At 69.2% G+C, this 25,324-nt stretch carries 22 protein-coding genes and 2 pseudogenes; 15 read left to right on the forward strand and 9 right to left on the reverse strand.

Translation table 11 applies throughout. The annotated features are described in order from the left end of the window. Positions 1-45: 45 nt before the first annotated feature. The 8 genes and pseudogenes from ACWC5O_RS09470 to ACWC5O_RS09505 all read right to left on the reverse strand — a co-directional run bounded on the left by ACWC5O_RS09470 (position 46) and on the right by ACWC5O_RS09505 (position 7,913). Positions 46-261, reverse strand: coding sequence for a hypothetical protein (locus ACWC5O_RS09470; protein WP_450780947.1), 216 nt, complete (start codon positions 259-261; stop codon positions 46-48). A gap of 313 nt (positions 262-574) precedes the next feature. Continuing rightward, on the reverse strand, positions 575-1,105 hold the full coding sequence (locus ACWC5O_RS09475) for a GNAT family N-acetyltransferase (RefSeq protein WP_450581040.1): 531 nt from the start codon (positions 1,103-1,105) through the stop codon (positions 575-577). 120 nt (positions 1,106-1,225) lie between these two features. After that, positions 1,226-1,706, reverse strand: a pseudogene (locus tag ACWC5O_RS09480) (transposase); the annotation flags it as partial. A 144-nt stretch (positions 1,707-1,850) separates the two neighbouring features. Continuing rightward, the gene (locus ACWC5O_RS09485; RefSeq protein ID WP_450581039.1) at positions 1,851-2,894 is read right to left on the reverse strand and encodes an ABC transporter ATP-binding protein; all 1,044 of its coding nucleotides are present in this window, start codon (positions 2,892-2,894) and stop codon (positions 1,851-1,853) included. A gap of 26 nt (positions 2,895-2,920) precedes the next feature. Beyond that, a complete protein-coding gene (locus ACWC5O_RS09490) occupies positions 2,921-3,958 on the reverse strand; it encodes an ABC transporter ATP-binding protein (RefSeq protein ID WP_450581038.1) in 1,038 nt (345 codons plus the stop codon). Between the two features lie 46 nt (positions 3,959-4,004). After that, positions 4,005-4,985, reverse strand: a complete 981-nt coding sequence (locus tag ACWC5O_RS09495; RefSeq protein ID WP_450581037.1) for an ABC transporter permease — start codon at positions 4,983-4,985, stop codon at positions 4,005-4,007. A 99-nt stretch (positions 4,986-5,084) separates the two neighbouring features. Further along, a complete protein-coding gene (locus tag ACWC5O_RS09500) occupies positions 5,085-6,842 on the reverse strand; it encodes an ABC transporter substrate-binding protein (protein WP_450581036.1) in 1,758 nt (585 codons plus the stop codon). Positions 6,843-6,923: 81 nt separating this feature from the next. After that, a complete protein-coding gene (locus tag ACWC5O_RS09505) occupies positions 6,924-7,913 on the reverse strand; it encodes an ABC transporter permease (protein ID WP_450581035.1) in 990 nt (329 codons plus the stop codon). A 512-nt stretch (positions 7,914-8,425) separates the two neighbouring features. Here ACWC5O_RS09505 and ACWC5O_RS09510 point away from each other — a divergent pair. From ACWC5O_RS09510 to ACWC5O_RS09530, 5 genes are read left to right on the forward strand one after another with little or no spacing between them, the layout of a single operon-like run. Beyond that, a complete protein-coding gene (locus ACWC5O_RS09510; RefSeq protein ID WP_450581034.1) occupies positions 8,426-10,054 on the forward strand; it encodes a peptide ABC transporter substrate-binding protein in 1,629 nt (542 codons plus the stop codon). Positions 10,055-10,060: 6 nt separating this feature from the next. Next, entirely contained in the window at positions 10,061-10,984 is a 924-nt protein-coding gene (locus ACWC5O_RS09515) for an ABC transporter permease (protein ID WP_450581033.1), read from the forward strand. Further along, positions 10,977-11,969 (forward strand): ABC transporter permease, encoded by a 993-nt coding sequence (locus tag ACWC5O_RS09520; RefSeq protein ID WP_450581032.1) that lies wholly within the window; start codon positions 10,977-10,979, stop codon positions 11,967-11,969. Before ACWC5O_RS09515 ends, ACWC5O_RS09520 begins: the two co-directional genes overlap by 8 nt. A 6-nt stretch (positions 11,970-11,975) precedes the next feature. Continuing rightward, positions 11,976-12,950, forward strand: coding sequence for an ABC transporter ATP-binding protein (locus ACWC5O_RS09525; RefSeq protein ID WP_450581031.1), 975 nt, complete (start codon positions 11,976-11,978; stop codon positions 12,948-12,950). Then, complete coding sequence (locus ACWC5O_RS09530; RefSeq protein WP_450581030.1) at positions 12,943-14,001, forward strand: ABC transporter ATP-binding protein; 1,059 nt, start codon at positions 12,943-12,945, stop codon at positions 13,999-14,001. Before ACWC5O_RS09525 ends, ACWC5O_RS09530 begins: the two co-directional genes overlap by 8 nt. Positions 14,002-14,111: 110 nt before the next feature. Here ACWC5O_RS09530 and ACWC5O_RS09535 read toward each other — a convergent pair whose 3' ends face one another. Next, positions 14,112-16,241: an alpha/beta fold hydrolase gene (locus ACWC5O_RS09535; RefSeq protein WP_450581029.1), complete on the reverse strand. Its 2,130-nt coding sequence runs from the start codon at positions 16,239-16,241 to the stop codon at positions 14,112-14,114. 201 nt (positions 16,242-16,442) lie between these two features. On the opposite strand from ACWC5O_RS09535, the gene ACWC5O_RS09540 reads away from it, so the two are divergent. The 10 genes and pseudogenes from ACWC5O_RS09540 (at position 16,443) to ACWC5O_RS09585 (ending at position 25,323) form a co-directional block, all read left to right on the forward strand. Next, positions 16,443-16,637 (forward strand): hypothetical protein, encoded by a 195-nt coding sequence (locus ACWC5O_RS09540; RefSeq protein WP_030346161.1) that lies wholly within the window; start codon positions 16,443-16,445, stop codon positions 16,635-16,637. 500 nt (positions 16,638-17,137) lie between these two features. Continuing rightward, positions 17,138-17,305 (forward strand): annotated as a pseudogene (locus ACWC5O_RS09545) (helix-turn-helix domain-containing protein); the annotation flags it as partial. 52 nt (positions 17,306-17,357) lie between these two features. Next, complete coding sequence (locus ACWC5O_RS09550; RefSeq protein ID WP_450581028.1) at positions 17,358-17,966, forward strand: Uma2 family endonuclease; 609 nt, start codon at positions 17,358-17,360, stop codon at positions 17,964-17,966. A 9-nt stretch (positions 17,967-17,975) separates the two neighbouring features. Next, positions 17,976-18,836, forward strand: a complete 861-nt coding sequence (gene mshB, locus ACWC5O_RS09555) for an N-acetyl-1-D-myo-inositol-2-amino-2-deoxy-alpha-D-glucopyranoside deacetylase (protein ID WP_450581027.1) — start codon at positions 17,976-17,978, stop codon at positions 18,834-18,836. Then, positions 18,833-19,249, forward strand: coding sequence for a DUF6113 family protein (locus tag ACWC5O_RS09560; RefSeq protein ID WP_450581026.1), 417 nt, complete (start codon positions 18,833-18,835; stop codon positions 19,247-19,249). The genes mshB and ACWC5O_RS09560 overlap by 4 nt, the downstream gene beginning before the upstream one ends. A 155-nt stretch (positions 19,250-19,404) precedes the next feature. Further along, the gene (locus ACWC5O_RS09565; protein WP_450581025.1) at positions 19,405-21,678 is read left to right on the forward strand and encodes a hypothetical protein; all 2,274 of its coding nucleotides are present in this window, start codon (positions 19,405-19,407) and stop codon (positions 21,676-21,678) included. A gap of 153 nt (positions 21,679-21,831) precedes the next feature. Then, positions 21,832-22,785, forward strand: a complete 954-nt coding sequence (locus ACWC5O_RS09570) for an ABC transporter ATP-binding protein (RefSeq protein WP_450581024.1) — start codon at positions 21,832-21,834, stop codon at positions 22,783-22,785. Further along, positions 22,782-23,522 (forward strand): ABC transporter permease, encoded by a 741-nt coding sequence (locus ACWC5O_RS09575; RefSeq protein ID WP_450581023.1) that lies wholly within the window; start codon positions 22,782-22,784, stop codon positions 23,520-23,522. Before ACWC5O_RS09570 ends, ACWC5O_RS09575 begins: the two co-directional genes overlap by 4 nt. After that, positions 23,519-24,712, forward strand: a complete 1,194-nt coding sequence (locus ACWC5O_RS09580; RefSeq protein WP_450581022.1) for a sensor histidine kinase — start codon at positions 23,519-23,521, stop codon at positions 24,710-24,712. The genes ACWC5O_RS09575 and ACWC5O_RS09580 overlap by 4 nt, the downstream gene beginning before the upstream one ends. Further along, positions 24,709-25,323: a response regulator gene (locus ACWC5O_RS09585; RefSeq protein ID WP_450581021.1), complete on the forward strand. Its 615-nt coding sequence runs from the start codon at positions 24,709-24,711 to the stop codon at positions 25,321-25,323. The genes ACWC5O_RS09580 and ACWC5O_RS09585 overlap by 4 nt, the downstream gene beginning before the upstream one ends. Position 25,324 lies beyond the last annotated feature (1 nt).

Here is a 25,324-nt window from a genome sequence, read left to right on the forward strand (position 1 = left end):
ACCCGTGGTACCACCAGCATGGCGCGACGGGCTTTCCACCGCCTTTCAATGGCGATCGCGGGCACCCGCGGGACGCCGCTCAAGCAACCGCCGACAGTCGATCTCGCACTTGGCCCCGGTGTAGCAGCACTTCCAGTAGCCGACCATGTCGTCCGGCCTCTTTACGGTGACCCAGCAGTCCGGCGCGGGGGCCGCTGCCGCTGTCGTCCGGGGGAGCAGCCGGTCGGCGACGCGCCTGGCGGTGGTGAGGAGTACGCGCAAGGTAGTGGTCCTCCCCTGAGGGGGCGTCCCAGCGAGAGCCCGGGAAGCCCGGGACGGCACCAGCGTGGCATGGCGGGCTATCCGCTGCCTTTCAGGCCTTTGGTATTCATCTTCGGCCATCCGCTGGTACGACCGCTCGTGTTGTGCGCTTTCGCCGTGGACCCGCCATCGCGGCGGTGCTGTGAAGGCGGGAGCGGAGGCGCTGCCCCCCAACAGATGCCAGGAGAGAACCGTGATCAAGGCGATTCGCCGTATCGGCAACAGTCGGCTGGTGGTCGGCGGACTTTGCCTCCGCTCTCCGGACCAGTACTTGTCAAGAGTTGTGGATCGGCTGAGATGCTGATGCGTTCTTGCGTTCCAGCAGCGTGACCGTGACGCCGGGCGCGACCTGGCGCTCGCCGACAGGTATGAATCCGCGCCGACGATAGAGCGCGACGGCAGGCAGGTTGGCGGTTCCGGTGGAGACGACGGTCAGTTCCGCGGGCTCGATCGAGTCCAGAGCGTCGAGCAGCGCCGTTGCGACGCCGCGACGATGCGCGACGGGATGGACCACGAGGCGGCAGATGTCCAGAGCACCGTTCGGCAAGCGGGTCCAGGCGACCGCTCCGACAAGTCTCAACTCGTCGCGAACCCCGAGGAAGGACTCGTCACATGCGCGCAATTGCTCAAGGGACTCGTGCAGGGGCGGGATGCCGTCGAAGCCGATGAGCCGGGCTTCGACCGCGTAGGAGGCCCGCTGAAGGTCCCACAGATGACGCAGGGTGTCCGGATCGGACAGGTCGAGCCGGACCGGCTCAGCAAAGGGCCGGTGGGATTCGGTGGCGGCGTGGCGTTGGCCGGTCATGCTGCGATCCTCTCAGAACGCTCGGCCAGGACCCCGTTCTCGAACTTCGCGCTGAGCGGACCAGGGTGACCAGGTGAGCTCCGGTGATCGCGCGCCAGCGTTCCTGGGCGGACTCGACGAGCTCGAACCGGGCCTTCCACAGGCCCATCGCGCCGTCGGCCGATGACCAGCTCGGGGTCCCGCATGCCGCGTCGGCGGCAGTCGTGTAGCAGGTCGGACCACGACTCGGTGCTCTGCCGCAGCGCCTCCGCGAGCGCGATCAGTTCCTTGGTGCCGTCAAGCCGCACCCCGAGCAGCACCAACACGCACGAGTGCGCCTGCCCGAGTCGCACCTTGGGATGCACGCCGTCCGCCCACACGTAGACGAAGTCGCGGTCGGACAGGTCCCGCTGCTGGAAGGCGGCGTGGTCGTCCTGCCACTGCCGGGTCAGCCGGGTCAAGGTCGCCGGTGACAGACCGGCCGTGCCACCGATGGACTGCTCCAGCGTGGGTACGAAGTCCCCGACGACAGTCCGTGCGGGTAGAGCAGGGGAAGCACCTCGGAGACCTTCGGGGACTTGCGGCACCACGGCGCGAGGAGCTTGGAGGAGAACCGCTTGCGCCGGCGGTCCCGGGCATGAAGCAGCGAAGGCCCGCGCCTGGGGAGGCGCGGGCCTTCGCTCCCTGGAACGGAACAGTCATGGGCTCGGGTCAATGGGCCGGTGAAAGTCCGTCCCGCAAGGGGCGACTGACGAAAAGGGGTGTGTCAGACCGCCGCCTCGGGGTCCTTGGAGAGTCGAGTGGCCGGAACGGCGTCCGCCGTCTCAGGATAGTGGCAGGCCGTCAGGTGACCGGGCTTGTTGCCCTCGACCTGGACCAGCGGCGGGGCCTCCGTCGCGCACTTCTCCGTCGCCTTCCAGCAGCGGGTGCGGAAACGGCAGCCGGAGGGCGGGTTGATCGGGGAGGGCACGTCGCCGATCAGACGGATTCGCTCGCGCGGCTCCTCGTCCACCGTGGCCTCGGGGACGGCGGACAGCAGGGCGCGCGTGTACGGGTGGCGCGGGTTGCCGTACAGGTCCTCGCGGTCGGCGATCTCGACGATCCTACCGAGGTACATGACCGCGACGCGCTGCGAGAAGTGCCGGACGATCGCCAGGTCATGAGCGATGAAGACGAACGCGATGCCCAGTTCCTTCTGGACCTTCTGCAGCAGGTTCACCACCTGCGCCTGGATGGAGACGTCCAGGGCCGAGACCGGCTCGTCCGCGACGATCAGCTTCGGCTCCAGGGCGAGCGCGCGGGCGACCCCGATACGCTGGCGCTGTCCGCCGGAGAACTCGTGCGGGAAGCGGTTGAAGTGTTCGGGGTTGAGGCCGACGATCTCCAGCAGCTCACGGACGCGCTTCTCGCGCCCGCCGGCCGGGTTGATCCCGTTGATCTCCATCGGGCTGGAGACGATCTTGCCGACCGTCTGCCGCGGGTTCAGCGAGGCATACGGGTCCTGGAAGATCATCTGGATCTCGGAGCGGATCGGCGCCAGTTCCTTGCGGCTCGCGTGCGTGATGTCCTGGCCGCGGTAGGAGATCTTGCCGCCGGTGGGCTCCAGCAGGCGGGTGATCAGGCGGCCCGTGGTCGACTTGCCGCAGCCCGATTCACCGACGAGGCCCAGGCTCTCACCCTCGGCCACCTGGAAGTCCAGCCCGTCCACGGCCTGCACCGCGCCGACGGTACGCCGGATCGGGAAACCGCCCTTGATCGGGAAGTGCTTCGTCAGCCCGGAGACGTCCAGGAGGGGGTTCGTGTTGCTCATGGTCGTGAAGTCCCGTCTCATGTCCGTCAGTTGTGCCTGGTTCCGGCGAAGTCGGCGAAGAGTTCCTGCCGCTGCTCCAGAGCGAGGTGGCAGGCGGATCCGCGGCCCTCGACCAGCTCGAGTGCCGGACGGTCGCTGGAGCACTTCCCGTCCGCGACCTTCTCCGCGAAGGAACAGCGCGGGTGGAAGCCGCAGCCGGTGGGCGGGTTCAGCAGCGAGGGCGGCGCCCCGGGGATCGGCGACAGCGGCACGTCCACCGGGCCGTCCAGGCTCGGCATCGAGTTGAGCAGGCCCAGCGTGTAGGGGTGCTGCGGGGTGCTCAGCACCTCCTTCTTGGTACCGCGCTCCACGCACCGGCCGCCGTACATCACCAGCACGTCGTCCGCGATGTCGGCGATGACGCCGAGGTCGTGGGTGATGAAGATGATGGCCGTGCCGAACTCCTGCTGGAGGTCCTTGAGCAGGTCCATGATCTGGGCCTGGACCGTCACGTCCAGCGCGGTCGTCGGCTCGTCGGCGATCAGCAGCTCGGGGTCGCAGACCAGCGCCATGGCGATCATCGCGCGCTGGCGCATACCCCCCGAGAACTGGTGCGGGTAGTCGTCGACCCGCATGTCCGGCTGGGGGATGCCCACCCGCCGCAGCATCTCGGTGGCCCGCTTGCGGGCCTCGGCCTTGGAGCAGCCCGTGTGCTTGCGGTAGGTCTCGCCGATCTGCGTGCCGATGGTGTGGTACGGCGACAGCGAGGCCAGCGCGTCCTGGAAGATCATGGACATCTTGTTGCCGCGGAGCTGCTCCAGTTCTCTCTCGGTGGAGGTGAGCAGGTCCTTGCCGTCGAGGATGATCTCGCCCTCGATCGCCGTACGCGCGCGGTCGTGGAGGCCCAGGATCGTCAGGTTGGTGACGGACTTGCCAGAGCCCGACTCGCCCACGATGCCGAGCGTCTGGCCCTTGGCCAGGTCGAAGCTGAGTCCGTCGACGGCCTTGACGATGCCGTCCTCGGTGGAGAAGTGGACCTTCAGGTCCCTGATGGAGAGGAACGGCTGCTGATCGGTGCTCGTCACGGGGACGCTCCTGGGGTGATGCGAGGGGTAGGGGGTGGGGCGGAGGTCAGGCGAGCCGGATCCGCGGGTCGATGAGGGCGTAGACGGCGTCCACGATGATGTTGAAGATCACGATGGCGCCGGCGGACAGCATGGTCACACCGAGCACCATGGGGAGGTCGCTCTGTTCCACAGACCTCAGCGCGAGCCGGCCGACGCCCTGGAGGCTGAAGACGGACTCGGTGATGATCGCGCCACCGATGAGCGTGGCGAGGTCGATGCCGAAGATGGTGACGATCGGTCCCATCGCGCCGCGCCAGGCGAACCGGAAGAACACCGTGCGCCGGGAGAGTCCCTTGGCCCGTGCCGTACGGACGTAGTCCTCGCTCAGTGTCTCGACCAGCTGGGAGCGCGACATACGGGTGTAGTTGGCGGTCCAGATCAGGGCCAGCACCAGCCACGGCAGCAGCAGACCGGAGGCCCACTGGACGGGGTCGTCGCTGATGGGGGTGTACGACGGGTTGTCGAGGATGTCGAGCTTCGCGACGAGGAAGTACATCGCGATGTAACCGACGAAGTAGATCTGCAGCGAGGAGGCGATCAGCGAGCCCGAGCTGGCCACCTTGTCCTGCCACTTGCCCTGCTTGACCGCGGCGATCATGCCGGCGCCGACACCGAAGACGAGGAACACGACGGCCGAGCCGAAGGCGAGCGAGAGGGTCAGCGGGAGCCGGTCCAGGATCGTGCCGAGGACGGGCTCACGGTTGGCGAACGAGTACCCGAGGCAGGGCGCGTTGCAGTTGCCGAAGTCGCCGTAACTGCGCCCGACGAAGATGCCCTTGAGCCAGTACCAGTACTGGACCGGGACCGGGTGGTCGATGCCCAGGTTGTGCCGGACCTGCTTGAGCATGTCGGGCGTGCAGTTCTTGCCGCAGGACATCATGGCAGGGTCACGCGGGATCGCGTAGAAGAGCCAGAAGGTGACGGCGCTGATGACCAACAGGATGGCCAGCGCGCCGAGAACTCGGCGGACAAGGAAGTGGACCATGGGGCGTGACTTTCCGGACGGGGCGCCGTCGCCGGGAGACAGGGGGGTGGGCCGGAGGGGGCGGCCGGGTCGTGGCCGCCCCCGAGGGGTCGAGCGCGCTTACTTCATCGCGTAGAGCTTGCAGAGCGCGATGCAGGTGTTGCCGGCGTCGTACACGACGTTGCCGACCTTCGACCCGTACATCCAGTTGCGGATGGAGTGGTAGTCCGGGACCACCGGCGCCAGCTCCATGATCTGGCGGTCGACGGCGCCCCAGGCCTTGTTGGCGGCGTCGACGTCGGCGATCTTGGCGGCGGCGTCGATCGCCTTGTTGACGCTCGTGTCGTTCAGCTGGGCGTAGTTGCTGCGGCCGTCGCCGATGTTCTTGCCGCTCCAGCAGGGGTAGAAGACCGAGTAACCGTTCGGCCAGTCCGGGCTCCAGCCGGCGGCGAACAGGTCGTACTCATTGTCGATCTTGCCGATCTGCGTGTAGAAGGTCGACTTGTCGACCTGCTTGTTGACGACCTGGAAGCCGGCCGCCTCCAGCGCGTTCTTGATCGCGACAGCCTGCTTCACCGCGTTGTCGGACTGCTGGTAGGCGATGACCAGCTTCTGGCCGACCTTGCCGGCCTCCTTCAGGAGGGCCTTGGCCTTGACCGGGTCGCCACCGGGCTTCTTGTCCGTGCCGTACAGGTCGAACTTCTCATAGCCGGGGGTGACCGGGCTGAGGATGGTGGTGGCCAGCTCGCTGGTGGCCTTGCCGCCGCGGATGGTCTGCAGCTGCTGGTGCGGCCAGGCCCAGTTGATGGCTTGGCGGACCTTGACGTCCTTGATGCGGGTCGTGTTGATCGGCCAGTAGTAGGTGACCGTGTCGACCTGGGTGAGGACGCGCTTCCTCAGCGTGGCGTTGGTGAGGACCTGGGCGGTGCGCTCCGGGGCGACCTCGTTGAAGATCGACATCGCGTACTGGTCGTTGCCCTTGTCGGCGATGTAGCGGTCGGTGGAGGCGACCGTCTCGAAGCCGAACTGGAAGACGAACTTGTCCGGGTAGGCGTTACGGATCGAGTCCGTCTTCGGGTCCCAGTGCTCGTTGCGCACGTAGGTCAGCGACTTGCCGATCTGGCGGTCGCCGATCTTGTAGGGGCCGAGCGCGTACGGGCGCTTGTCGTACTTCTCCTTGGTGTCGTGCTTCTTGTTCACGAGACCGTAGCCCGGCATAGCGAGCGTGTAGTTGAAGTCGGTGCGCGGCTCAGTGAGGTGGAAGGTGATGGTCTTCCCGGAGACCACGAGCGAGTCGATGTGCTTGCCGTCGTACGGGCCCTTGTACTTGTCGCCGCCGACGAGCCACTGCTGGACGTAGCGCGGGCCCTCGGTGACGAAGGAGGCGAAGAGACGCTCGAAGGTGTGGCGGACGTCGTCCATGGAGAGGTCGGCGCCGTCCTCCCACTTGATGCCGTCCTTGATCGTGAACGACCAGGTCTTGCCGCCGTTCTTCATGGTGCCGGCGTCGGTGGCGACGTCACCGACGAGGGTGCAGCCGCCCTTCTCGTCGATCTTGTAGCCGGTCAGACCACGCAGGATCGGACGGGTGATGGTGCCCTCGGTCGCGACGTAGACCTGGGCCGGGTCCAGGTGGTCCATGTCGAACTGGTCGAGCGAGTAGATCGTGCCGCCCTTGACCGCACCGGGGACCTCGGTGGCCGGACCGGTCGAGTCGGCCTTGGTGCCGACCGGAATGTTCATGGTCTTGGCCTTGCTGACCGACGGGACGTTCTTGTCGGTCGAGCCCTTGCTACCGCTGCTACAGGCGCTCAGCACGGTCGTGGAGGCCGCGGCCACACCGGTGGCGATCAGGAAGTTTCTACGAGAAAAAGACATGCTGAGCCTGCCTATTGGGGTCAATTCGGACGGTCGGAACCCGCCGGACGTCATCGAACCGGGCCGGGTGGAACTGGCTTGCTACCGCTTGGACTTCGGGTCGAGCGCGTCGCGCACGGAGTCGCCGAGCAGGTTGAAGGCGACGACGAAGATCACCATCGAGATGCCCGGGAAGAGCATGAAGGTGATGTCCTGGGAGTAGAACTGGGCGCCTCGGGCGATCATGACGCCCCAGTCCGGGGTCGGGTCGATGATGCCGACACCGAGGAAGGACAGGCCCGCCTCGGTGGTCACGAGGGCCGGCAGCAACAGCGTGGACTGGATGATGATCGGCGTCCACAGGTTCGGCAGCAGCTCCTTGAACACGATGCGCATCGGAGACGCACCCGTGACCTTGGCCGCCTCGACGAACTCGCGCTCGCGCAGGCCCAGTACCTGACCACGCAGCAGACGCGCGATGGAGGCCCAGCCGAACGTGGACAGCACCACGATCAGGGCGATGGCGCGCAACCAGGTCGGGATGTCGTCGTCGGGGGCGACGAAGATGCCGTAGACGACCGGCATGAACGCGATGAAGAACAGCGTGGACGGGAACGACAGCAGGATGTCGATGACCCGGCCGACCAGGTAGTCGGTCTTACCGCCCAGGTAGCCCGCCGTGATGCCGACCACGACACCGACGACCACAGTGACCAGCGTGGCGGCCACGGCGATGCCCAGCGAGGTCCGGATGCCGTACAGCAGGAACGTGAAGACGTCGCGGCCGAGCTGCGGCTCGATGCCGAACCAGAACTCTGAGCTCATGCCGCCGTTGGGGCCTGCCGGGTACGAGAAAGCATCGAACAGGCTCGGGTCCTGGCTCCCGTAGGTGGTGTACGGGTCCTTGCCGTACAGCTTCGCTATCAGCGGCGCTGCTATCGCGATCACGAAGAAGAAGATCACGACGTAGGCGGATATAACGCCCGTCCGGTCGCGCTTGAAGCGCTTCCAGGCCAGTCGGCCCGGCGAGCGACTCTCACTGCCCTTCGAGCCGTCAGAAGTGGTCGACTTCTCGACGCTCTCGTCGGTCACCTCAAGCGGGGCAGCCGCAGATGGAGTTGGGGGGGTCATGGTGCTCCTGGCCCAAGGGAGGGTCTGATGACTCCGCAGGGCGCTCCCCTACGGGCTACGCCGGACTTTTTCAACGCAATTCATTCAAGGTCAATAAATTCTGGGTCGGCTTGGTTGTCTATTTACCTTTTTTACTCGGGCTTGACCATTCCGTAGCTACGCGGGTAGCGCGTTGTGATCATTTCGTGCTTCACATCGGACTAACTGGACTATTCAGGCAAGAAGTTCGATATGCGGACGACGGTGTGCCGAAATGCGTACATCGACGCGTCGCAATCCAACGTTTCAGCATCGTTGCGCGGAGATCCATTGCGCCCTGGCTCAAGATCGCTCGCGGGTCACGCCGAAGCCTGCCTGCATTCGAGTGACGCACACCCCTCAAGGTCCATCGATTGCACGATAGGCATGCGTTATGTGGCATATAAGCCAATATTGACCAGTATTGGTTGAGCGATCACGGAGGAGGTACCCCCATGCGCGGAGCCAGGCACGCCGGACGGGCCGCCGGCGCGGTGGCGGTGGCGCTTGCCGCGGCGGCGTGCGGGGGCGGCGCGGACACCAGTGGCGGGACCGCCGCCGGGGTGCTCAGCTCCTCCTGGGGCGACCCGCAGAACCCGCTGGAGCCCTCCAACACCAACGAGGTGCAGGGCGGCAAGGTCCTCGACATGGTCTTCCGGGGTCTGAAGCGGTACGACCCGAAGACCGGCCAGGCCAAGGACATGCTCGCCGAGAGCATCGAGACCAAGGACTCGCAGAACTTCACCATCAAGGTGAAGGACGGCTGGACCTTCTCCAACGGCGAGAAGGTGACCGCCAGGTCCTTCGTGGACGCCTGGAACTACGGCGCGAGCCTGAAGAACAACCAGAAGAACGCCTACTTCTTCGGCTACATCGAGGGCTACGACAAGGTCCACCCCGACAGCGGGTCGCAGAGCGCCGAAACCCTGTCGGGTCTGAAGGTCGTGGACGACCTCACCTTCACCGTCAAGCTCGACCAGAAGTTCTCCAGCTTCCCGGACACCCTCGGCTACGCGGCCTTCGCCCCGCTGCCGCAGTCGTTCTTCACCGACCACTCGGCCTGGCTGAGCAAGCCGGTCGGCAACGGGCCCTACGCCATCGAGTCCTACACGAAGGGCTCGCAGATGGCCCTGAAGAAGTGGGACGGCTACCCGGGCCCGGACAAGGCCCAGAACGCCGGTGTGACCCTGAAGGTCTACACCGACGGCAACACCGCCTACACCGACCTGATGGCCGGCAACCTCGACCTCGTCGACGACGTCCCGGCAGCCCAGCTGAAGAACGTCAAGAGCGACCTGGGCGGCCGGTACATCAATTCGCCCGCCGGCATCATCCAGACTCTGGCCTTCCCGTACTACGACCCGGCCTGGAACAAGGCGGGCTCGGAGAAGGTCCGCACCGGTCTGTCCATGGCGATCGACCGCAAGCAGATCACCGACACGATCTTCCAGAAGACCCGCACCCCCGCCACCGACTGGACCTCCCCGGTCCTCGGCACGGCCGGCGGCTTCCAGGACGGCCTGTGCGGCAAGGCCTGCGCGTACGACCCCACCGAGGCCAAGAAACTGGTCCAGGAGGGCGGCGGGCTCCCCGGCGGCCAGGTCAAGATCACGTACAACGCGGACACGGGCTCCCACAAGGAGTGGATCGACGCCGTGTGCAACTCCGTCAACAACGCGCTCGGCAACGAGAAGGCCTGCGTGGGCAACCCCGTCGGCACCTTCGCCGACTTCCGCAACCAGATCGGGCAGCACAAGATGAGCGGCCCGTTCCGGGCGGGCTGGCAGATGGACTACCCGCTCATCCAGAACTTCCTCCAGCCGCTCTACTACACCAACGCCTCCTCCAACGACGGCAAGTGGTCCAACAAGGACTTCGACCAGCTCGTCGACCAGGCCAACGCCCAGACGGACACCGCCAAGGCCGTCTCCACCTTCCAGAAGGCCGAGGCGGTCGTCCGGGACAACATGGCCGCCATCCCGCTCTGGTACCAGAACGGCAGCGCGGGCTACTCCCAGCGGCTGTCCAACGTGGCGCTCAACCCGTTCAGCGTCCCCGTCTACAACGAGATCAAGGTCGGCTGAGCCGCCATGGGGCGCTATGTCGTCCGGCGGCTGCTCCAGATGATCCCGGTCTTCGTCGGGGCCACCCTGCTGATCTTCCTGATGGTGAACGTGATGGGCGACCCCATCGCCGGGCTGTGCGGCGAGCGGGCCTGCGACCCGGCGACGGCCGCCCAGCTGAAGAAGGAGTTCGGCCTCGACAAGCCGTTGTGGCAGCAGTACCTGACCTACATGGGCAACCTCTTCACCGGCGACTTCGGCACCGCCTTCAACGGCCAGCCCGTCACCGAACTGATGGCGACGGCGTTCCCGCCGACCATCCGGCTGACGATCGTCGCGATCCTCTTCGAGGTCGTCATCGGGATCACCCTGGGCGTGCTCTCGGGCCTGCGCCGCGGGCGGCCCCTCGACACGGGTGTGCTCCTCGGCACCCTGGTCGTCATCTCCGTGCCCGTCTTCGTCACCGGTCTGCTGCTCCAGCTCCTCCTCGGCGTCCAGTGGGGCTGGATCCAGCCGTCCGTCTCCCCGGAGGCCCCCTTCTCCGAGCTGATCGTGCCCGGCCTCGTCCTCGCGTCCGTCTCCCTCGCCTACGTCACCCGGCTGACCCGTACCTCCGTCGCGGAGAACAAGCGGTCCGACTACGTCCGTACGGCGATCGCCAAAGGCCTGCCCAGGCGCCGCGTCGTCACCCGGCACCTGCTGCGCAACTCGCTCATCCCCGTCGTCACGTTCATCGGCGCCGACATCGGCGCGCTGATGGGCGGCGCCATCCTCACCGAGCGGATCTTCAACATCCACGGCGTCGGCTACCAGCTCTACCAGGGCATCGTCCGGCAGAACACCCAGACCGTGGTCGGCTTCGTGACGATCCTCGTCCTGGTCTTCCTCATCGCCAACCTGCTCGTCGACCTGCTCTACGCCGTACTCGACCCGAGGATCCGCTATGCCTGAGCAGCCGTACGACCCCGACCGCGCGATCGCGGCCACCGGCGCGGGCGGCGGGATGGACCTGGCGGCGAGCGAGGCGCAGACGCTGGAGCCGCAACCATCAGCCGCCTCCGGCGGACGGGCACCAGGGGGGCCGGCGGGCAAACCCCGCAGCCTCTGGTCCGACGCCTGGCGCGACCTGCGCCGCAACCCCGTCTTCATCATCTCGGGGCTGGTGATCCTCTTCCTGGTCTTCATCTCCCTGTGGCCCTCGGCGATCGCCTCCGGCAGCCCCCTCACATGCAACCTGTCCAAGGCCCAGCAGGGCTCGCAGCCGGGAGCTCCCTTCGGGTACGACGGCCAGGGCTGCAACGTCTACACGCGGACCGTCTACGGCGCTCGTACGTCCGTCACGGTGGGCGTGTGCGCCACGCTCGGCGTCGCCGTCCTCGGCTCGGTGCTCGGCGCGCTCGCGGGCTTCTTCGGCGGCCTCGGGGACTCGGTGCTGTCCCGCGTCACCGACATCTTCTTCGCCATCCCGGTCGTCCTCGGCGGTCTCGTCCTGCTCTCCGTGGTGACCAGCAACACGGTCTGGCCGGTCATCGGGTTCATGGTGCTGCTCGGCTGGCCGCAGATCGCCCGCATCGCGCGCGGCTCGGTCATCACGGCCAAGCAGAACGACTACGTCCAGGCCGCCCGCTCCCTCGGTGCCTCCAACTCCCGCATCCTGATGCGGCACATCGCGCCCAACGCGGTCGCGCCGGTGATCGTCGTGGCGACCATCGCGCTCGGCACGTACATCACGCTGGAGGCGACCCTGTCCTACCTCGGCGTCGGACTGAAGCCGCCGAACGTGTCCTGGGGCATCGACATCTCCGCCGCCTCCCCCTACATCCGCAACGCCCCGCACGCCCTGCTCTGGCCCTCGGGAGCCCTCGCCCTCACGGTCCTGGCCTTCATCATGCTCGGCGACGCGGTGCGCGACGCCCTCGACCCGAAGCTGAGGTGAGCTGCCGTGCTGCTCGAAGTCCGTGACCTGCATGTGGAGTTCGGGACCCGGGACGGGGTCGCCAAGGCCGTCAACGGTGTCAGTTACGGCGTGGACGCGGGTGAGACGCTCGCCGTGCTCGGCGAGTCCGGATCCGGCAAGTCGGTCACCGCGCAGGCCGTCATGGGCATCCTCGACATGCCGCCCGGGCGGATCACCGGGGGAGAGATCCTCTTCCAGGGCAAGGACCTGCTGAAGCTGAAGGAGGAGGAGCGGCGGAGGATCCGGGGCGCCGGAATGGCGATGATCTTCCAGGACGCGCTGTCGGCGCTCAACCCCGTGCTGTCCGTGGGCGACCAGCTCGGCGAGATGTTCGTCGTGCACCGGGGGATGTCGAAGAAGGACGCGCGGGCCAAGGCCGTCGAGCTGATGGACCGGGTGCGCATCCCGGCCGCCGAGGAGCGGGTCAGGGACTACCCGCACCAGTTCTCCGGCGGCATGCGCCAGCGCATCATGATCGCGATGGCCCTCGCGCTGGAGCCGGCCCTGATCATCGCCGACGAGCCCACCACCGCCCTGGACGTCACCGTCCAGGCCCAGGTCATGGACCTGCTCGCGGAGTTGCAGCGCGAGTACCGCATGGGCCTCATCCTGATCACGCACGACCTGGGCGTCGTGGCGGACGTGGCCGACCGGATCGCGGTGATGTACGCGGGGAGGATCGTCGAGTCGGCCCCCGTCCACGACATCTACAAGGCGCCCGCCCACCCCTACACCCGCGGCCTGCTGGACTCCATCCCGCGCCTGGACCAGAAGGGGCAGGAGCTGTACGCCATCAAGGGCCTGCCGCCGAACCTCATGGACATCCCGCCCGGCTGCGCCTTCCACCCCCGCTGCCCGATGGCCCAGGACGTGTGCCGTACGGACGTACCGCCGCTGTACGAGGTCTCCGGCGATCGCGGCAGCGCCTGCCACTTCTGGAGGGAGTGCCTGCATGGCTGAACCGGTCCTGGAGGTCAGCGGCCTCGTCAAGCACTACCCGCTGATGCGGGGGATCCTGTTCAAGAAGCAGGTCGGCGCGGTGAAGGCGGTCGACGGCGTCGACTTCGCCCTCGCCAAGGGCGAGACCCTCGGCATCGTCGGGGAGTCGGGCTGCGGCAAGTCGACGGTGGCGAAGATGCTGTGCGGCCTGGAGCGGCCGACGGCGGGCTCGATCAGGTTCAAGGGCGAGGACGTCACCGGGCTGTCCGGCCGGGCCCTGAAGGCGGTGCGCCGCAACATCCAGATGGTCTTCCAGGACCCGTACACCTCCCTCAATCCCCGGATGACGGTCGGGGACATCATCGGGGAGCCGTACGAGATCCACCCCGAAGCCGCCCCCAAGGGCGACCGCCGCCGCAGGGTGCAGGAACTGCTGGACGTGGTCGGCCTCAACCCCGAGTACATCAACCGCTACCCGCACCAGTTCTCCGGCGGCCAGCGCCAACGCATCGGCATCGCCCGGGGGTTGGCCCTGCGCCCCGAGGTGATCGTCGCCGACGAGCCGGTCTCCGCCCTGGACGTCTCGGTCCAGGCCCAGGTGATCAACCTGATGGACCGCCTCCAGGCGGAGTTCGACCTCGCCTACGTCTTCATCGCGCACGACCTGTCGATCGTCCGGCACATCTCGGACCGGGTCGGGGTCATGTACCTGGGCCGCATCGTGGAGATCGGCAGGGACGCCGAGATCTACGACCACCCCACCCACCCCTACACCCAGGCGCTCCTCTCCGCCGTCCCGGTCCCCGACCCCGAGGCCCGTGAACACCGTGAGCGGATCATCCTCACCGGCGACGTCCCCTCCCCGACGAAGATCCCCTCGGGCTGCCGCTTCCGCACCCGCTGCTGGAAGGCCCGGGAGCGCTGCACCCTGGAGGTCCCGCTCCTGGCGGTTCCCGAGGACTTCCGCGGCACGTCCGGCCCCGCCGCCCACGACTCGGCCTGCCACTTCGCGGAGGAGAAACAGGTGGTCCCGCCGGAGGCGGCCGGGGCGAACGGCAACGGGCCGGGGTGACATGCGCATCCCCGGCCCGCTTACGGCACCCGCACGGCCGTACGCTGTTCAGCCTCGCGCGTCCGTATATCGGTACCGCTTCCGTGAAGTTGCCTGCGTGTAAACGCAGTTCATGCGTGTTTGCCCGGTTGTGCCAGCGAACGCCGGAGGAAGTCCACCTGGAGCAGGAGCAGGTTTTCCGCGACCTGTTCCTGGGGGGTCATGTGCGTGACGCCGGACAGGGGGAGCACCTCGTGGGGGCGGCCCGCGGCGAGGAGGGCCGAGGAGAGGCGCAGGGTGTGGGCGGCCACCACGTTGTCGTCGGCCAGGCCGTGGATGATCATCAGGGGGCGGTGCGGTTCGGCGGGGGAGGACAGACCCTCGTCGGTGACCAGGGAGTTGCGCGTGTACGTCGCCGGGTCCTCGACCGGGTTGCCGAGGTAGCGCTCGGTGTAGTGGGTGTCATAGAGGCGCCAGTCCGTGACCGGGGCGCCCGCGATGCCCGCGTGGATGACGTCTGGGCGGCGCAGGACGGCGAGGGCGGCCAGGTAGCCGCCGTAGGACCAGCCGCGGACGGCCACCCGGGAGAGGTCGAGGGGGTAGCGCTCGGCCAGGTCCTGGAGGGCCTCGATCTGGTCGTCCAGGGTGAGCGTGAAGTCGCGGTGGACCGCTTTCTCCCAGGCCGGCGAGCGGCCCGGCGTGCCCCGGCCGTCGGCGACGATCACCGCGAAGCCCTGGTCGGCGAACCACTGCGAGGTCAGATGCGCGTTGTGCGCGGCCACCACGCGCGGGCCGTGCGGGCCGCCGTAGGGATCCAGGAGGACGGGCAGGGGAGTGTCGCCGGGGTAGTCCGTAGGCATAAGCACGGCGCACGGAATTCGGCGTGCGCCCCCCTCGGTGAGGGTCACCCGAGGTGACAAACCGGGAACTTCGGCGCAGGACCGGACAGTCGCCGTTCGTTTTGCGTCACGCAGCACCTGGACATGGGTACCCGGACTGTCGAGCGTCGCGGACACCAGGACCGTCACGCCTCCGGCGCGCACCGCCGAGTGCACCCCGGGCTCCTGCGACACGCGTTCCACGCCGAGTTCGTTCACCCGGTAGACGTGAACCTCGCCGGTCTCCGGGGTCTCCGCCTCCTTGCCCGCCGACGCCGAAACCAGCACGTCGTCGGCCGTCACGTCGAGTACCGCACGGATGTGCAACTGCGGCCCGGTCAAAGGCCGTTCGCCCACCGCCAGCACCCGGGCACCCCCCTCGTCCGCGATGCGGACAAGCTGCCCGGAAGGGCTCCAGCAGGGCACTCCGGCGAAAAGATCCAGCCATGTTGGATCTTCGTCCGCGTGCACCATCCGGGTCGAACCCGAGTCCGGATCCACCGCCAGGAACACCTGGCTGCGCTGGTCGCGCGCCTGTACCAGCAGCAGCGGCGCACCCGCCTCTGACCAGTGCACACGCGCCAGATACGGATGGCGCGCACGATCCCAGACGACCTCCGTGCGGCTGCCGTCGAGGTCGATCACGAACAGACGTACGTCCGCGTTCTCCGTCCCGGCCGCAGGGTACGCGACGTGTTGTGGCTCACGGTCCGGGTGGGCCGGGTCGGCGATCCACCACCGCCGCACCGGCGTGTCGTCCACGCGCGCCACCAGCAGCCGGTCCGACTCCGGCGCCCACCAGAATCCGCGCGAACGTTCCATTTCCTCGGCCGCGATGAACTCGGCGAGTCCGTAGGTGACCTGATCGGCCTCCGGTTCGGCCAGCGCCCGGTCGTCCGCGCCCTCGGCGCGCGTCACCCGCAGCGCGCCCTGCGTCACGTACGCGATGTGCCGCCCGTCCGGCGATGGACGCGGGTCGATCACCGGTGCGGGGACCCGGAGTTCGCGTGCCGTACCGGCCCGCAGTTCGGCCGTGAAAAGCCGCCCTGACAAGGCGAAAGACGCCAACTCCACGGCCGCGTCGGTGGCATAGCCGACGATGCCGGCCCCGCCCTCCCTGCTGCGCTCCCGGCGCGCCCGCTCCTCGGGCGAGAGCTGTTCCGAGGCGCCCTCCAGGAGGGCGTACGGATCGGCCGCCAGGTGCTCGGTGCCGTCCGTCGGATCGAGGACCCACAGGGAGTTGGCCCGGTCCGTGCCGGAGCCCGAACGCAGGAACGCGACACGCGAGCCGTCGGGTGCCACGGTGAACGCACGCGGCGCGCCGAGCGTGAACCGCTGCGTGCGGGCGTGTCGACGGGGGAAGGAGTCAGCCTCGGTCGTCATACCCCGACCATATTGGCCATGCGCCCCCTTGTGCGGCCATGCGCCGAGCGATGCGCGAGTACGGATAGTTATGATCACTACCGCTGAGTGGGTATGAACCTGCTGGCGTGTGCATGGAATTGCTCTACCGATCTACAACCGAGTGACAACCCCCATAGTCCGTACCCCCCGCGTCCCTGGGATCTTTGGAGGTGAGCCGCCGTGGCACTCTCGATTTCGGCGGTGGTGCTGCTGGCGATCATCGTCTTCTTGCTGATCAAGAAGTCAGGACTGAAGGGCGGTCATGCGGTCGTCTGCATGCTGCTCGGCTTCTACCTCGCGTCCTCGACCGTCGCCCCCACGATCAGTGAGCTGACGACGAACGTCGCCAGCATGATCGGCAGCATCAAGTTCTGAGGAACTTGAGGGCTTGGGGTACGGCCCGGCGGCGTCGGACCCGGCCCAGAGCGATGCTGGTCGGGGGTTGCGGCCTCATGCGTCACATGTGCCGCACGCACCTCCTCCGTCCCCGCTCATGGGGTGAGTGGTGCATTTGGGTCAAGGGGCCGAGACGACCCCGCAAGGCGAGGCCCATGCTCCTACTGGAGGACTGGAACGGATCCACCGCTCACTGGCCCGTTCCTGCCAATCACCCCCGAGTGGGAGGGGCGATGCGGCACCCCGAAGGCCCACCACCGGCCGCAAACCGCTGAGCCGGCCCGGCGTGCCGGCGAGGTGCGAGCGCGCCCCCACAGCCGACTGTGCGAACGCAGGGGACCCAAGGGCCCAGCCCCGTCGAACCACCCGCTTTCCCGGGCCGCTCGCTCGCTTCTCACCCGTGCTGGAGCGCCCTTTACTCGGCTCGCGGAAGCACGACACTGACCAAGAAGCGGGCGGCCCCCACGGTCACGTGCGAACACCGGCCACGCGCCCAGCTGCCGCCCCCACCGCCGTTCCGCGCACCGGCCGCCCTGCCGCCCGTACGGCACCCGCTCCAGACCTGCGACCGCTGCGACCGCGCCTTCCGAGCGCCCGAACCCGGCCGCTGCCGCGACTGCCGAACCGATCTCTTGGAGGCCGCCTAGCATGAGAGCGACGATCCTTGCCCCTGGGCACAGAAGACGAGGAGCGAGCGCCATGACCATCGCACCGGACAACGCGCGGCAGGGTGCCTCCCACCTGTACCTGACCATGCGAGACGTCGTTCAGTCGATGGACGACGTCATCCCGGGGAAATTCGAGATCACCAAGGAAGGGATCGTCCACGACATGATGTCGCCGGGAGGGCCCCACGAGGTCACGGCCGCACGCGTCAGCCGCCGTCTGGAGAAGGCGATGCCGGACGAGCTGCTGGCTCACAACGGCAAGCCCGATGTGGAAGACGAGCCCGAGGGCATCATGCGACACCCTGACGTGATGGTCATCGCCTGGACTGATCTCGATGTCGAGGGCTCTATCGACCCCCGTACGCTCATCGCCGCCATCGAGATCGTCTCCCGCTCCAACCCGGACAACGACTGGGTCGGCAAGATGCGCGACTACCCGCTGCTCGGCATCCCTATCTACGCCATCTTCGACCCCCGCACCGCCACCGGCGCCGTCCTCACCGACATCCACCCCACCCCCGACGGCCCCCGCTACGCCACCCGCAAGGACTTCGTCTACGGCGAGGACGTCACCATCGCGGACTGGACGATCTCGACGGACGGTCTGCCGCGCTACAAGGACGAGACGAGTGCCTCGTAGGGTGGTCCCATGACGGAACTGCCCGCCCGGCGTCTGCTGCTGGTGCACGCGCACCCGGACGACGAGTCGATCAACAACGGCGCGACCATGGCCAGGTACGCGGCCGAGGGTGTCCATGTGACCGTGGTCACCTGCACCCTGGGGGAGCGGGGCGAGGTCATCCCGCCCGAGCTGCGGCATCTGACCGGCGCCGCGCTGGGCGCACACCGGCGCGACGAGCTGAGCGCCGCCCTGCGTGAGCTGGGCGTCGCGGACCTGCGGCTGCTCGGCGGTGCGGGCCGCTACGGCGACTCCGGCATGATGGGCGTTCCCGACAACGAGGACCCCGCCTGCTTCTGGCAGGCCGACCTGGACGACGCCGCCCGGTCGCTCGTCGAGGTGATCCTGGAGGTCCGCCCGCAGGTCCTCGTCGCGTACGACGACAACGGCGGGTACGGCCACCCGGACCACATCCAGGCCCACCGCGTGGCCATGCGGGCCGTCGACCTGGCGGTCGAACAGGGACACGGGATCGAGAAGGTCTACTGGAACCGCGTCCCGCGCTCCGTCGCCGAGGCCGCATTCTCCCGCCTCGAGGACGAGCTGCCGAACCTCCCGTTCGCGAAGAGCGGCAGCGTGGCCGACGTACCCGGCGTGGTCGACGACGAGCGGATCACCACCGCGATCGACGGCAGCGCCCACGCGGCCGCCAAGGCCGCCGCGATGCGTGCCCACGTCACCCAGATCGACGTGGCCGAGCCGTACTTCGCGCTCTCCAACGAACTCGCCCAGCCGCTGTTCACCACCGAGTACTACGAGTTGGTGCGCGGCCGGGCACAGCCCGGGGAGACCGACCTGTTCGCAGGCATCGCCACCGAGGAGGCGTCATGAGCACCGCCGGACGCGGCTCGATGCTGGCCCAGCCGATGCGGCGGCCCTCGGCCGGGCGGATGGCCGCCCACCTCGGGCTGTTGCTGCTCGGTGCGATCGTCGGGCTCGCCGGAACCCTGGTCCAGGCCGCCTGGTTCCCGGGCGGGCTGCTGCTCGCCCTCGCGGGCGCCGCCGGGCTGTTCCTCGGCGGGGCGTACGCGCTCGGCGGCCGGGCCGGGGCGGTCGCGCCGGTGGCCGGCTGGATCGTCGCCGTCGTCCTGCTCACCGCCACCCGCCGCGAGGGCGACTTCCTGTTCGGCGCGGGAGTCGGCTCCTACCTCTTCCTGCTCGGTGGCATGGCCCTGGCTGTGATCTGCGCCACCCTTGCCCCCGGACGGCAACCTCACGACGGTCCCGCCCGACTTGGCAAGTGACGTACCACTTCGCCGTGCGACGCACGTGCGAGTCCGGTGTGGGTTTCCTCGGCGGTCATGGGATACGCGCCAGACGTGGCCAGTATGGTGGTGCGCGCCGCCGAGCTGCCCGCTGAGGTCGTAACGGGCGGCGGAGCCAACCGGGAGAACCTGCCTTGAGTCGTGAAACTGACACTCCGTCCTCCGGGCCCAACGGGTCCGGCGGAGCCGCATACCCCTCGGGGACGCCGCCGTACGGAACCCCCATGGTTTCCGACGTCGGCGCGGACGCGGGCCGTTCGGCCACCCAGCCCGAGGAACGTAAGACCGAGACCACGCTGACGACGCGGATCCGGATCAACATCCCCGGATCCCGGCCCATCCCGCCGGTCGTCGTGCGCAAGCCCGTCGGCGACGGCGAGACCACCGGGGACGACTCCGGCGCCGACACGCGGCCGGCCCCCGCCGCCGCGAAGTCCACCGGCACCGTCGAACCCCCCGCCGAGCCCACCCCGCAGGCCGAGGAGAAGGCCAGCGACTGGTTCGCGCCCCGCAAGTCCGGCGCGCCCAAGGGCGGTCCGGGCGCCGGCGGCACGAACGGGTCCGGGATGCCCGGCGGTTCCGCCGCCGCGCCGAGCAAGCCGAGCGGTTCGGGCACTTCGGGCGCACCGGGTGCCGGCGCTCGCCCCAGCGGCGGCCGCCCCGGTGGTGTGGTCGGCTCCATGAGCGTGCCCGGCGGTTCCCGCCCCGGCGGTACGAACGGCTCGGGCCTGCCGAGCGCCACCGGCGGCCCCGTGGCCCCGGGGCACGGCGGCGGCACCGGCTCCTTCGACGTGACCGAGGTGCTGGCCGCGGGCCCGCGCGGCGGCTCCCGCCCCGGCGCGCCCGGCGGCGAACCGAGCCGCGACGACCTGCCGTACTTCGCGGAGAGCGGCGGCGCGAGCGGATTCGACGGCAGCGGCACCCCTGGCGCGAGCGCGTCCGGCGGCCCCGGCGGACCCAGTGGCTTCAACGGGCCGACCGGCCAGGGCGGCCGCGGTCCGCAGGGCCCGGCGGGCCCGACCGGTGGACCGGTCACCGGCGACGGACCGTTCGTCCCGCCGGCCGCTCCGCGGAGCTCGCTCAGCGACTTCGACAGGGATCTGGGTGAGTCCTTCGACAGCCCGGGCGGCTACGGCGACACCGGCAGCCACCAGCTGCCCGGCGGCCCGCTCGCCCCGGGTGCCCTCGCCGGCCCCGGCACGGCACCCGGCGGCGGCCTCAGCGACGACACCGCGATCCTCACCCCGCAGAAGCCGGCCCCCGAACCGGGCGTGCCCGGCTACCGCGCCCCGGACAACGTCTCCGGACACACCGTCACCAGCGGCATCCCCGTCGTCCCGTCCGCCGGGAACGCCCCGTTCGGCTCCGGCGCGCACCCCGACGGCCCGGTGCCGCACACGGCCCCCAAGCTGCCCGACCCGGCCCCGCGCCCCAAGGCCGAGGCCAAGCCGAAGAAGAAGGGCCGCAGCAAGCTCGTGCTGCTCGGCGTCGGCGTGTTCGTCCTCGCGGGCGGTGCCTACGGCGCCGGCCTGCTGATGAACCACACCGACGTGCCCAAGGGCACCACCGTGCTCGGTGTCGACATCGGCGGCGGCACCCGCGACGATGCCGTCAGGAAGCTCGACGACGCCTTCGGCGGCCGGGTGAACAAGCCGCTGAAGCTCTCCGTGGGCGGCCGGACGGTGTCCCTGGCGCCGGACAACGCGGGCCTGCAGTTCGACTTCCAGAGCACCGTGAGCGAGGCCGCGAAGAGCGACTACAACCCGGTCTCCGTGATCGGCTCCCTCTTCGGTCAGAAGCGGGTGGTCGAGCCGGTCATGCCGGTCGACGAGGAGAAGCTCCAGGCCGCGCTCCAGCAGGCCGGCGGCGGCTCCGGCTCCGGCGCGGTCGCCGACGGCACCATCAAGTTCCAGGCCGGCAAGGCCGTGGCCGTCTACGGCAAGGCGGGCAAGGCCATCGACGCGGCCCGGTCGGCCCAGGCGGTCGAACAGGCGTACCGCACGCTGGTGGAGACGGACACGGCGACCCCGGTGTCCGTGCCGACGACCACCAAGCAGCCGACGGTCTCGAACGCCGAGGTCGACCGGGAGATGAAGGCGTTCGCCGAGCCGGCGATGTCGGCCCGCGTGACGGTGCAGACGGACGCGGCGCACTCGGTCCCGTTGAGCCCGCAGAACTCGCTGTGGAAGTTCCTGAGGGTGGAGGCCACGCCCGACGGCAAGCTCACCGACAAGCCCGACCTGGCGGCCCTGAAGCAGCTGTACGGCCAGGCCTTCGACGGCGTGCTGATCACCCGGGCCAACGGCAAGAAGACGGCCGTCACGCCGCAGGACGTCTACGTCGCCCTGCGCCAGGCGCTGATGAGCAAGACCAACCGGGTCGCGGTCATTCCCACGAACCCGAGCTAGCGCGAGCCGACAGGGGGCGTCCGCCGGGCGCCCCCTGCGCGCGTGTCGCCCGAACCGCGTGACGTGTCATCCGCACTGCGTGACATCTGTCATCCGGCACTCGGGACCGCCGACACTGCCGCGTCCAGGGCCCCCACGGCCAGCATGGTGGGCATGACAACGACAGCGGCACCGGCCACCACCACCCCGGTGGTCGGGTTCGACCAGGTGACCAAGACGTACGGGAGCGTACGAGCCGTCGACGGGCTCTCGCTCCGGCTGTACCCGGGCGAGACCGTCGCCCTCCTCGGCCCGAACGGGGCCGGCAAGTCCACCACCCTCGACCTGCTGCTCGGCCTCAAGCAGGCCGACGGCGGCACGGTGAGCGTGTTCGGCACCAGCCCGCGCGAGGCGATCGTCGCCGGCCGGGTCGGGGCCATGCTGCAGAGCGGCGGGCTGATGGACGAGGTCACCGTCGCCGAGCTGGTGAAGCTGGCCTGCTCGCTGCACCCGAAGCCGTACAAGGCCGCCGACGTCCTCGCCCGCGCGAGCCTCACACAGATCGCCGACCGCAAGGTCAACAAGCTCTCCGGCGGCCAGGCCCAGCGCGTCCGCTTCGCCCTCGCCACCGCCGGCGACAGCGACCTGATCGTCCTGGACGAGCCGACCACCGGCATGGACGTCTCCGCCCGCCAGGCCTTCTGGGGCACCATGCGGGAACAGGCCGACCAGGGCCGTACGGTCCTCTTCGCCACCCACTACCTCGAAGAGGCCGACGCCATCGCCGACCGCGTGCTCGTGCTGCACCGCGGCCGCCTCCTCGCCGACGGCACCGCCGCCGAGATCAAGGCCAAGGCGGGCGCCCGCCGGGTCTCCTTCGACCTGGAGGGGACCATCGACGAGGCGGCCCTGCGCGGCCTGCCCTTCCTCACCTCCGTCACTGTGTCCAACAGCGGCTCCGCCGCGGGTTCCGGTCACACCGTCCGTATCCAGTCCTCCGACGCCGACGCGACCGTCCACGCCCTGTACGGCCTCGGCGTCTACCCCCGCAACCTCGAAGTCGCCGGCCTCGGCCTGGAGCAGGCCTTCGTCGCCATCACGGAGGCCGAGGAGGCCAAGCAGTCATGAGCAGCCTGATCAAGCTCGAACTCGCCCGCGCCCTGCGCAACCGCAAGTTCCTGTTCTTCTCGGTGATCTACCCCTCCGCCCTGTTCCTGCTCATCGCGGGCAACGCCGACTCCAAGACGAAGATCGACGGCTCGGGCCTCACCCTGCCGACCTACATGATGGTCTCCATGGCCTCCTTCGGCGCGCTCACCGCCGTCCTGATGGGCAACAGCGAGCGCATCGCCAAGGAGCGCGAGAGCGGCTGGGTACGGCAGCTGCGGCTGACCACCCTCCCGGGGCGCGGCTACGTCCTCGCCAAGACCGCCGGCGCGGCCGTCGTCAGCCTCCCGTCGATCGTCATCGTCTTCGTCGTCGCCGCGGCCGTGAAGGACGTACGACTCGACGCCTGGCAGTGGCTCGCCCTCACCGGCGCCATCTGGGCCGGCAGCCTCGTCTTCGCCGCGCTCGGCGTCGCCCTCGGCTACCTCGCCAGCGGGGACGCGGTCCGCCCGATCACGATGATCACCTACTTCGGCATGTCGATGCTGGGCGGCCTGTGGATGCCGACCACCACCTTCCCGCAGTGGCTCCAGGACATCGCCAAGTGGTTCCCCACGCACGCGTACGCTGCTCTGGGGCGGGCGATCGAACAGAGCCAGGCCCCGGAAGCCCAGGACATCGCCATCCTCGTCGTCTCCTTCGTCCTCTTCGCGGGCGGCGCGGCCTGGCTGTACCGGAAGGACACGCTGAAGGCGTGAGCACGATGACGGAAGACCGGACGGCGGCGGACACGAAGCACGCGCCCGTGGGCTGGCCGCCCCGCAACCGGCGCGAGCTGCTGGTCAAGACGTTGTGGATCGGTGTCTGGCTGGTCTTCCTCAGCTCGCCGGTCGACGACCTGATCAACGGTGGACACTCCGCCGCCGCCACCGTGGCCGGCTCGCTCGGCCTCGCGGCCTTCGTCGGGGTCTATCTGACGCTGGTCTTCCGCAACATCGGCCGGCCGTTCTCCCCGCGCCTCGTCCTCACCCTGGGCGCGATCCTCGGCGTCCTCGCCCCCGTGCTGGCCTACACCCTCGGCAGCGCCTGGCTCGGACTCTTCGTCTACCTCTCGGTGGCCTGCGGGGCGACCCTGCCGGTGCGGGCGGCCTACTGGGCGATCCCGGCGTCGGGTGCCGTGATGTACCTCATCGGCCTGCACTCCGGCGAGAAGGAGGCACGCGGCCTGCTCCTCCTGGTGGTGCTGATCGGGTTCGCGATGACCGGTGTCGGCCAACTGGTGCGGACCACCATCGAGTTGCGCAAGGCCCGGGCCACCGTCGCCCAGCTCGCCGCCAATGAGGAGCGGCTGCGTCTCGCCCGCGACCTGCACGACCTGCTGGGCCACTCGCTCTCGCTGATCACGCTGAAGAGCGAGCTGGCCGGCCGGATGCTGCCCGACCATCCCGACAAGGCCGCCCAGCAGGTCGCCGACATCGAACAGGTCAGCCGCCAGGCCCTGGTCGACGTCCGCGAGGCCGTCACCGGCTACCGCCGCCCCCGCCTCGCCGCCGAACTCGCCGGCACCCAGGTCGCGCTGACCGCCGCCGGGGTGGTGGCCGAGGTGCCCGGGGAACCTGACCTCGACGGCATTCCCGAGGAGGCCGAGTCCGCCCTCGCCTGGGCGCTGCGCGAGGCGGTCACCAACGTGGTCCGGCACAGCGGCGCCGACCGGTGCGTCGTACAGGTCCTGCGCCGCCAGACCCTGGACGGCTCGGTCCTCGAACTCTGCGTCGAGGACAACGGATCCGGCGGTTCCGGCAACGGCCCGGGCAACGGTCTGACCGGCCTGACCGAGCGTCTGGAGAAGGCCGGCGGCACGCTGGAGGCGGGCCGGGTCAAGCACGGGTTCCGGCTGGTCGCCCGGGTGCCTGCGACCGCCTCGGCGGACGTAGGATCCGGGGCATGACGAGCACGATCAAGGTCCTGCTGGCCGAGGACCAGTCGATGGTCCGCGAGGCGCTGGCCGCCCTTCTCGGCCTGGAGGACGACATCGAGGTCGTCGCCCAGGTCGCGCGCGGGGACGAGGTTCTGGCGGCCGTCGGCACGCACGGCGTCGACGTCGCGCTGCTCGACATCGAGATGCCCGGCTGCACCGGCATCGAGGCGGCGGCCCGGGTGCACCGCGAGTACCCCGCGGTCAAACTCGTCGTCCTCACCACCTTCGGCCGCCCCGGCTATCTGCGCAGCGCCATGGAGGCGGGCGCCGACGCGTTCCTCGTCAAGGACGCACCGGCCGCCCAACTCGCCGACGCGGTCCGCAAGGTGCTGTCCGGGGAACGGGTCATCGATCCCACCCTGGCCGCAGCCGCGCTGGCCGAGGGCGCCAACCCCCTCACCGACCGGGAGCGGGAGGTGCTCCGCGCCGCGGCCGACGGCTCCACCAACGCGGAGCTGGCCCAGGCCCTCCACCTCTCCCAGGGCACGGTCCGCAACTACCTCTCCACGGCCATCCAGAAGCTCGCGGTACGGAACCGGGCGGAGGCGGTGCGGATCGCGCGCGAGAAGGGCTGGCTCTGAA

The organism is Streptomyces sp. NPDC001450 (genome assembly GCF_053597295.1).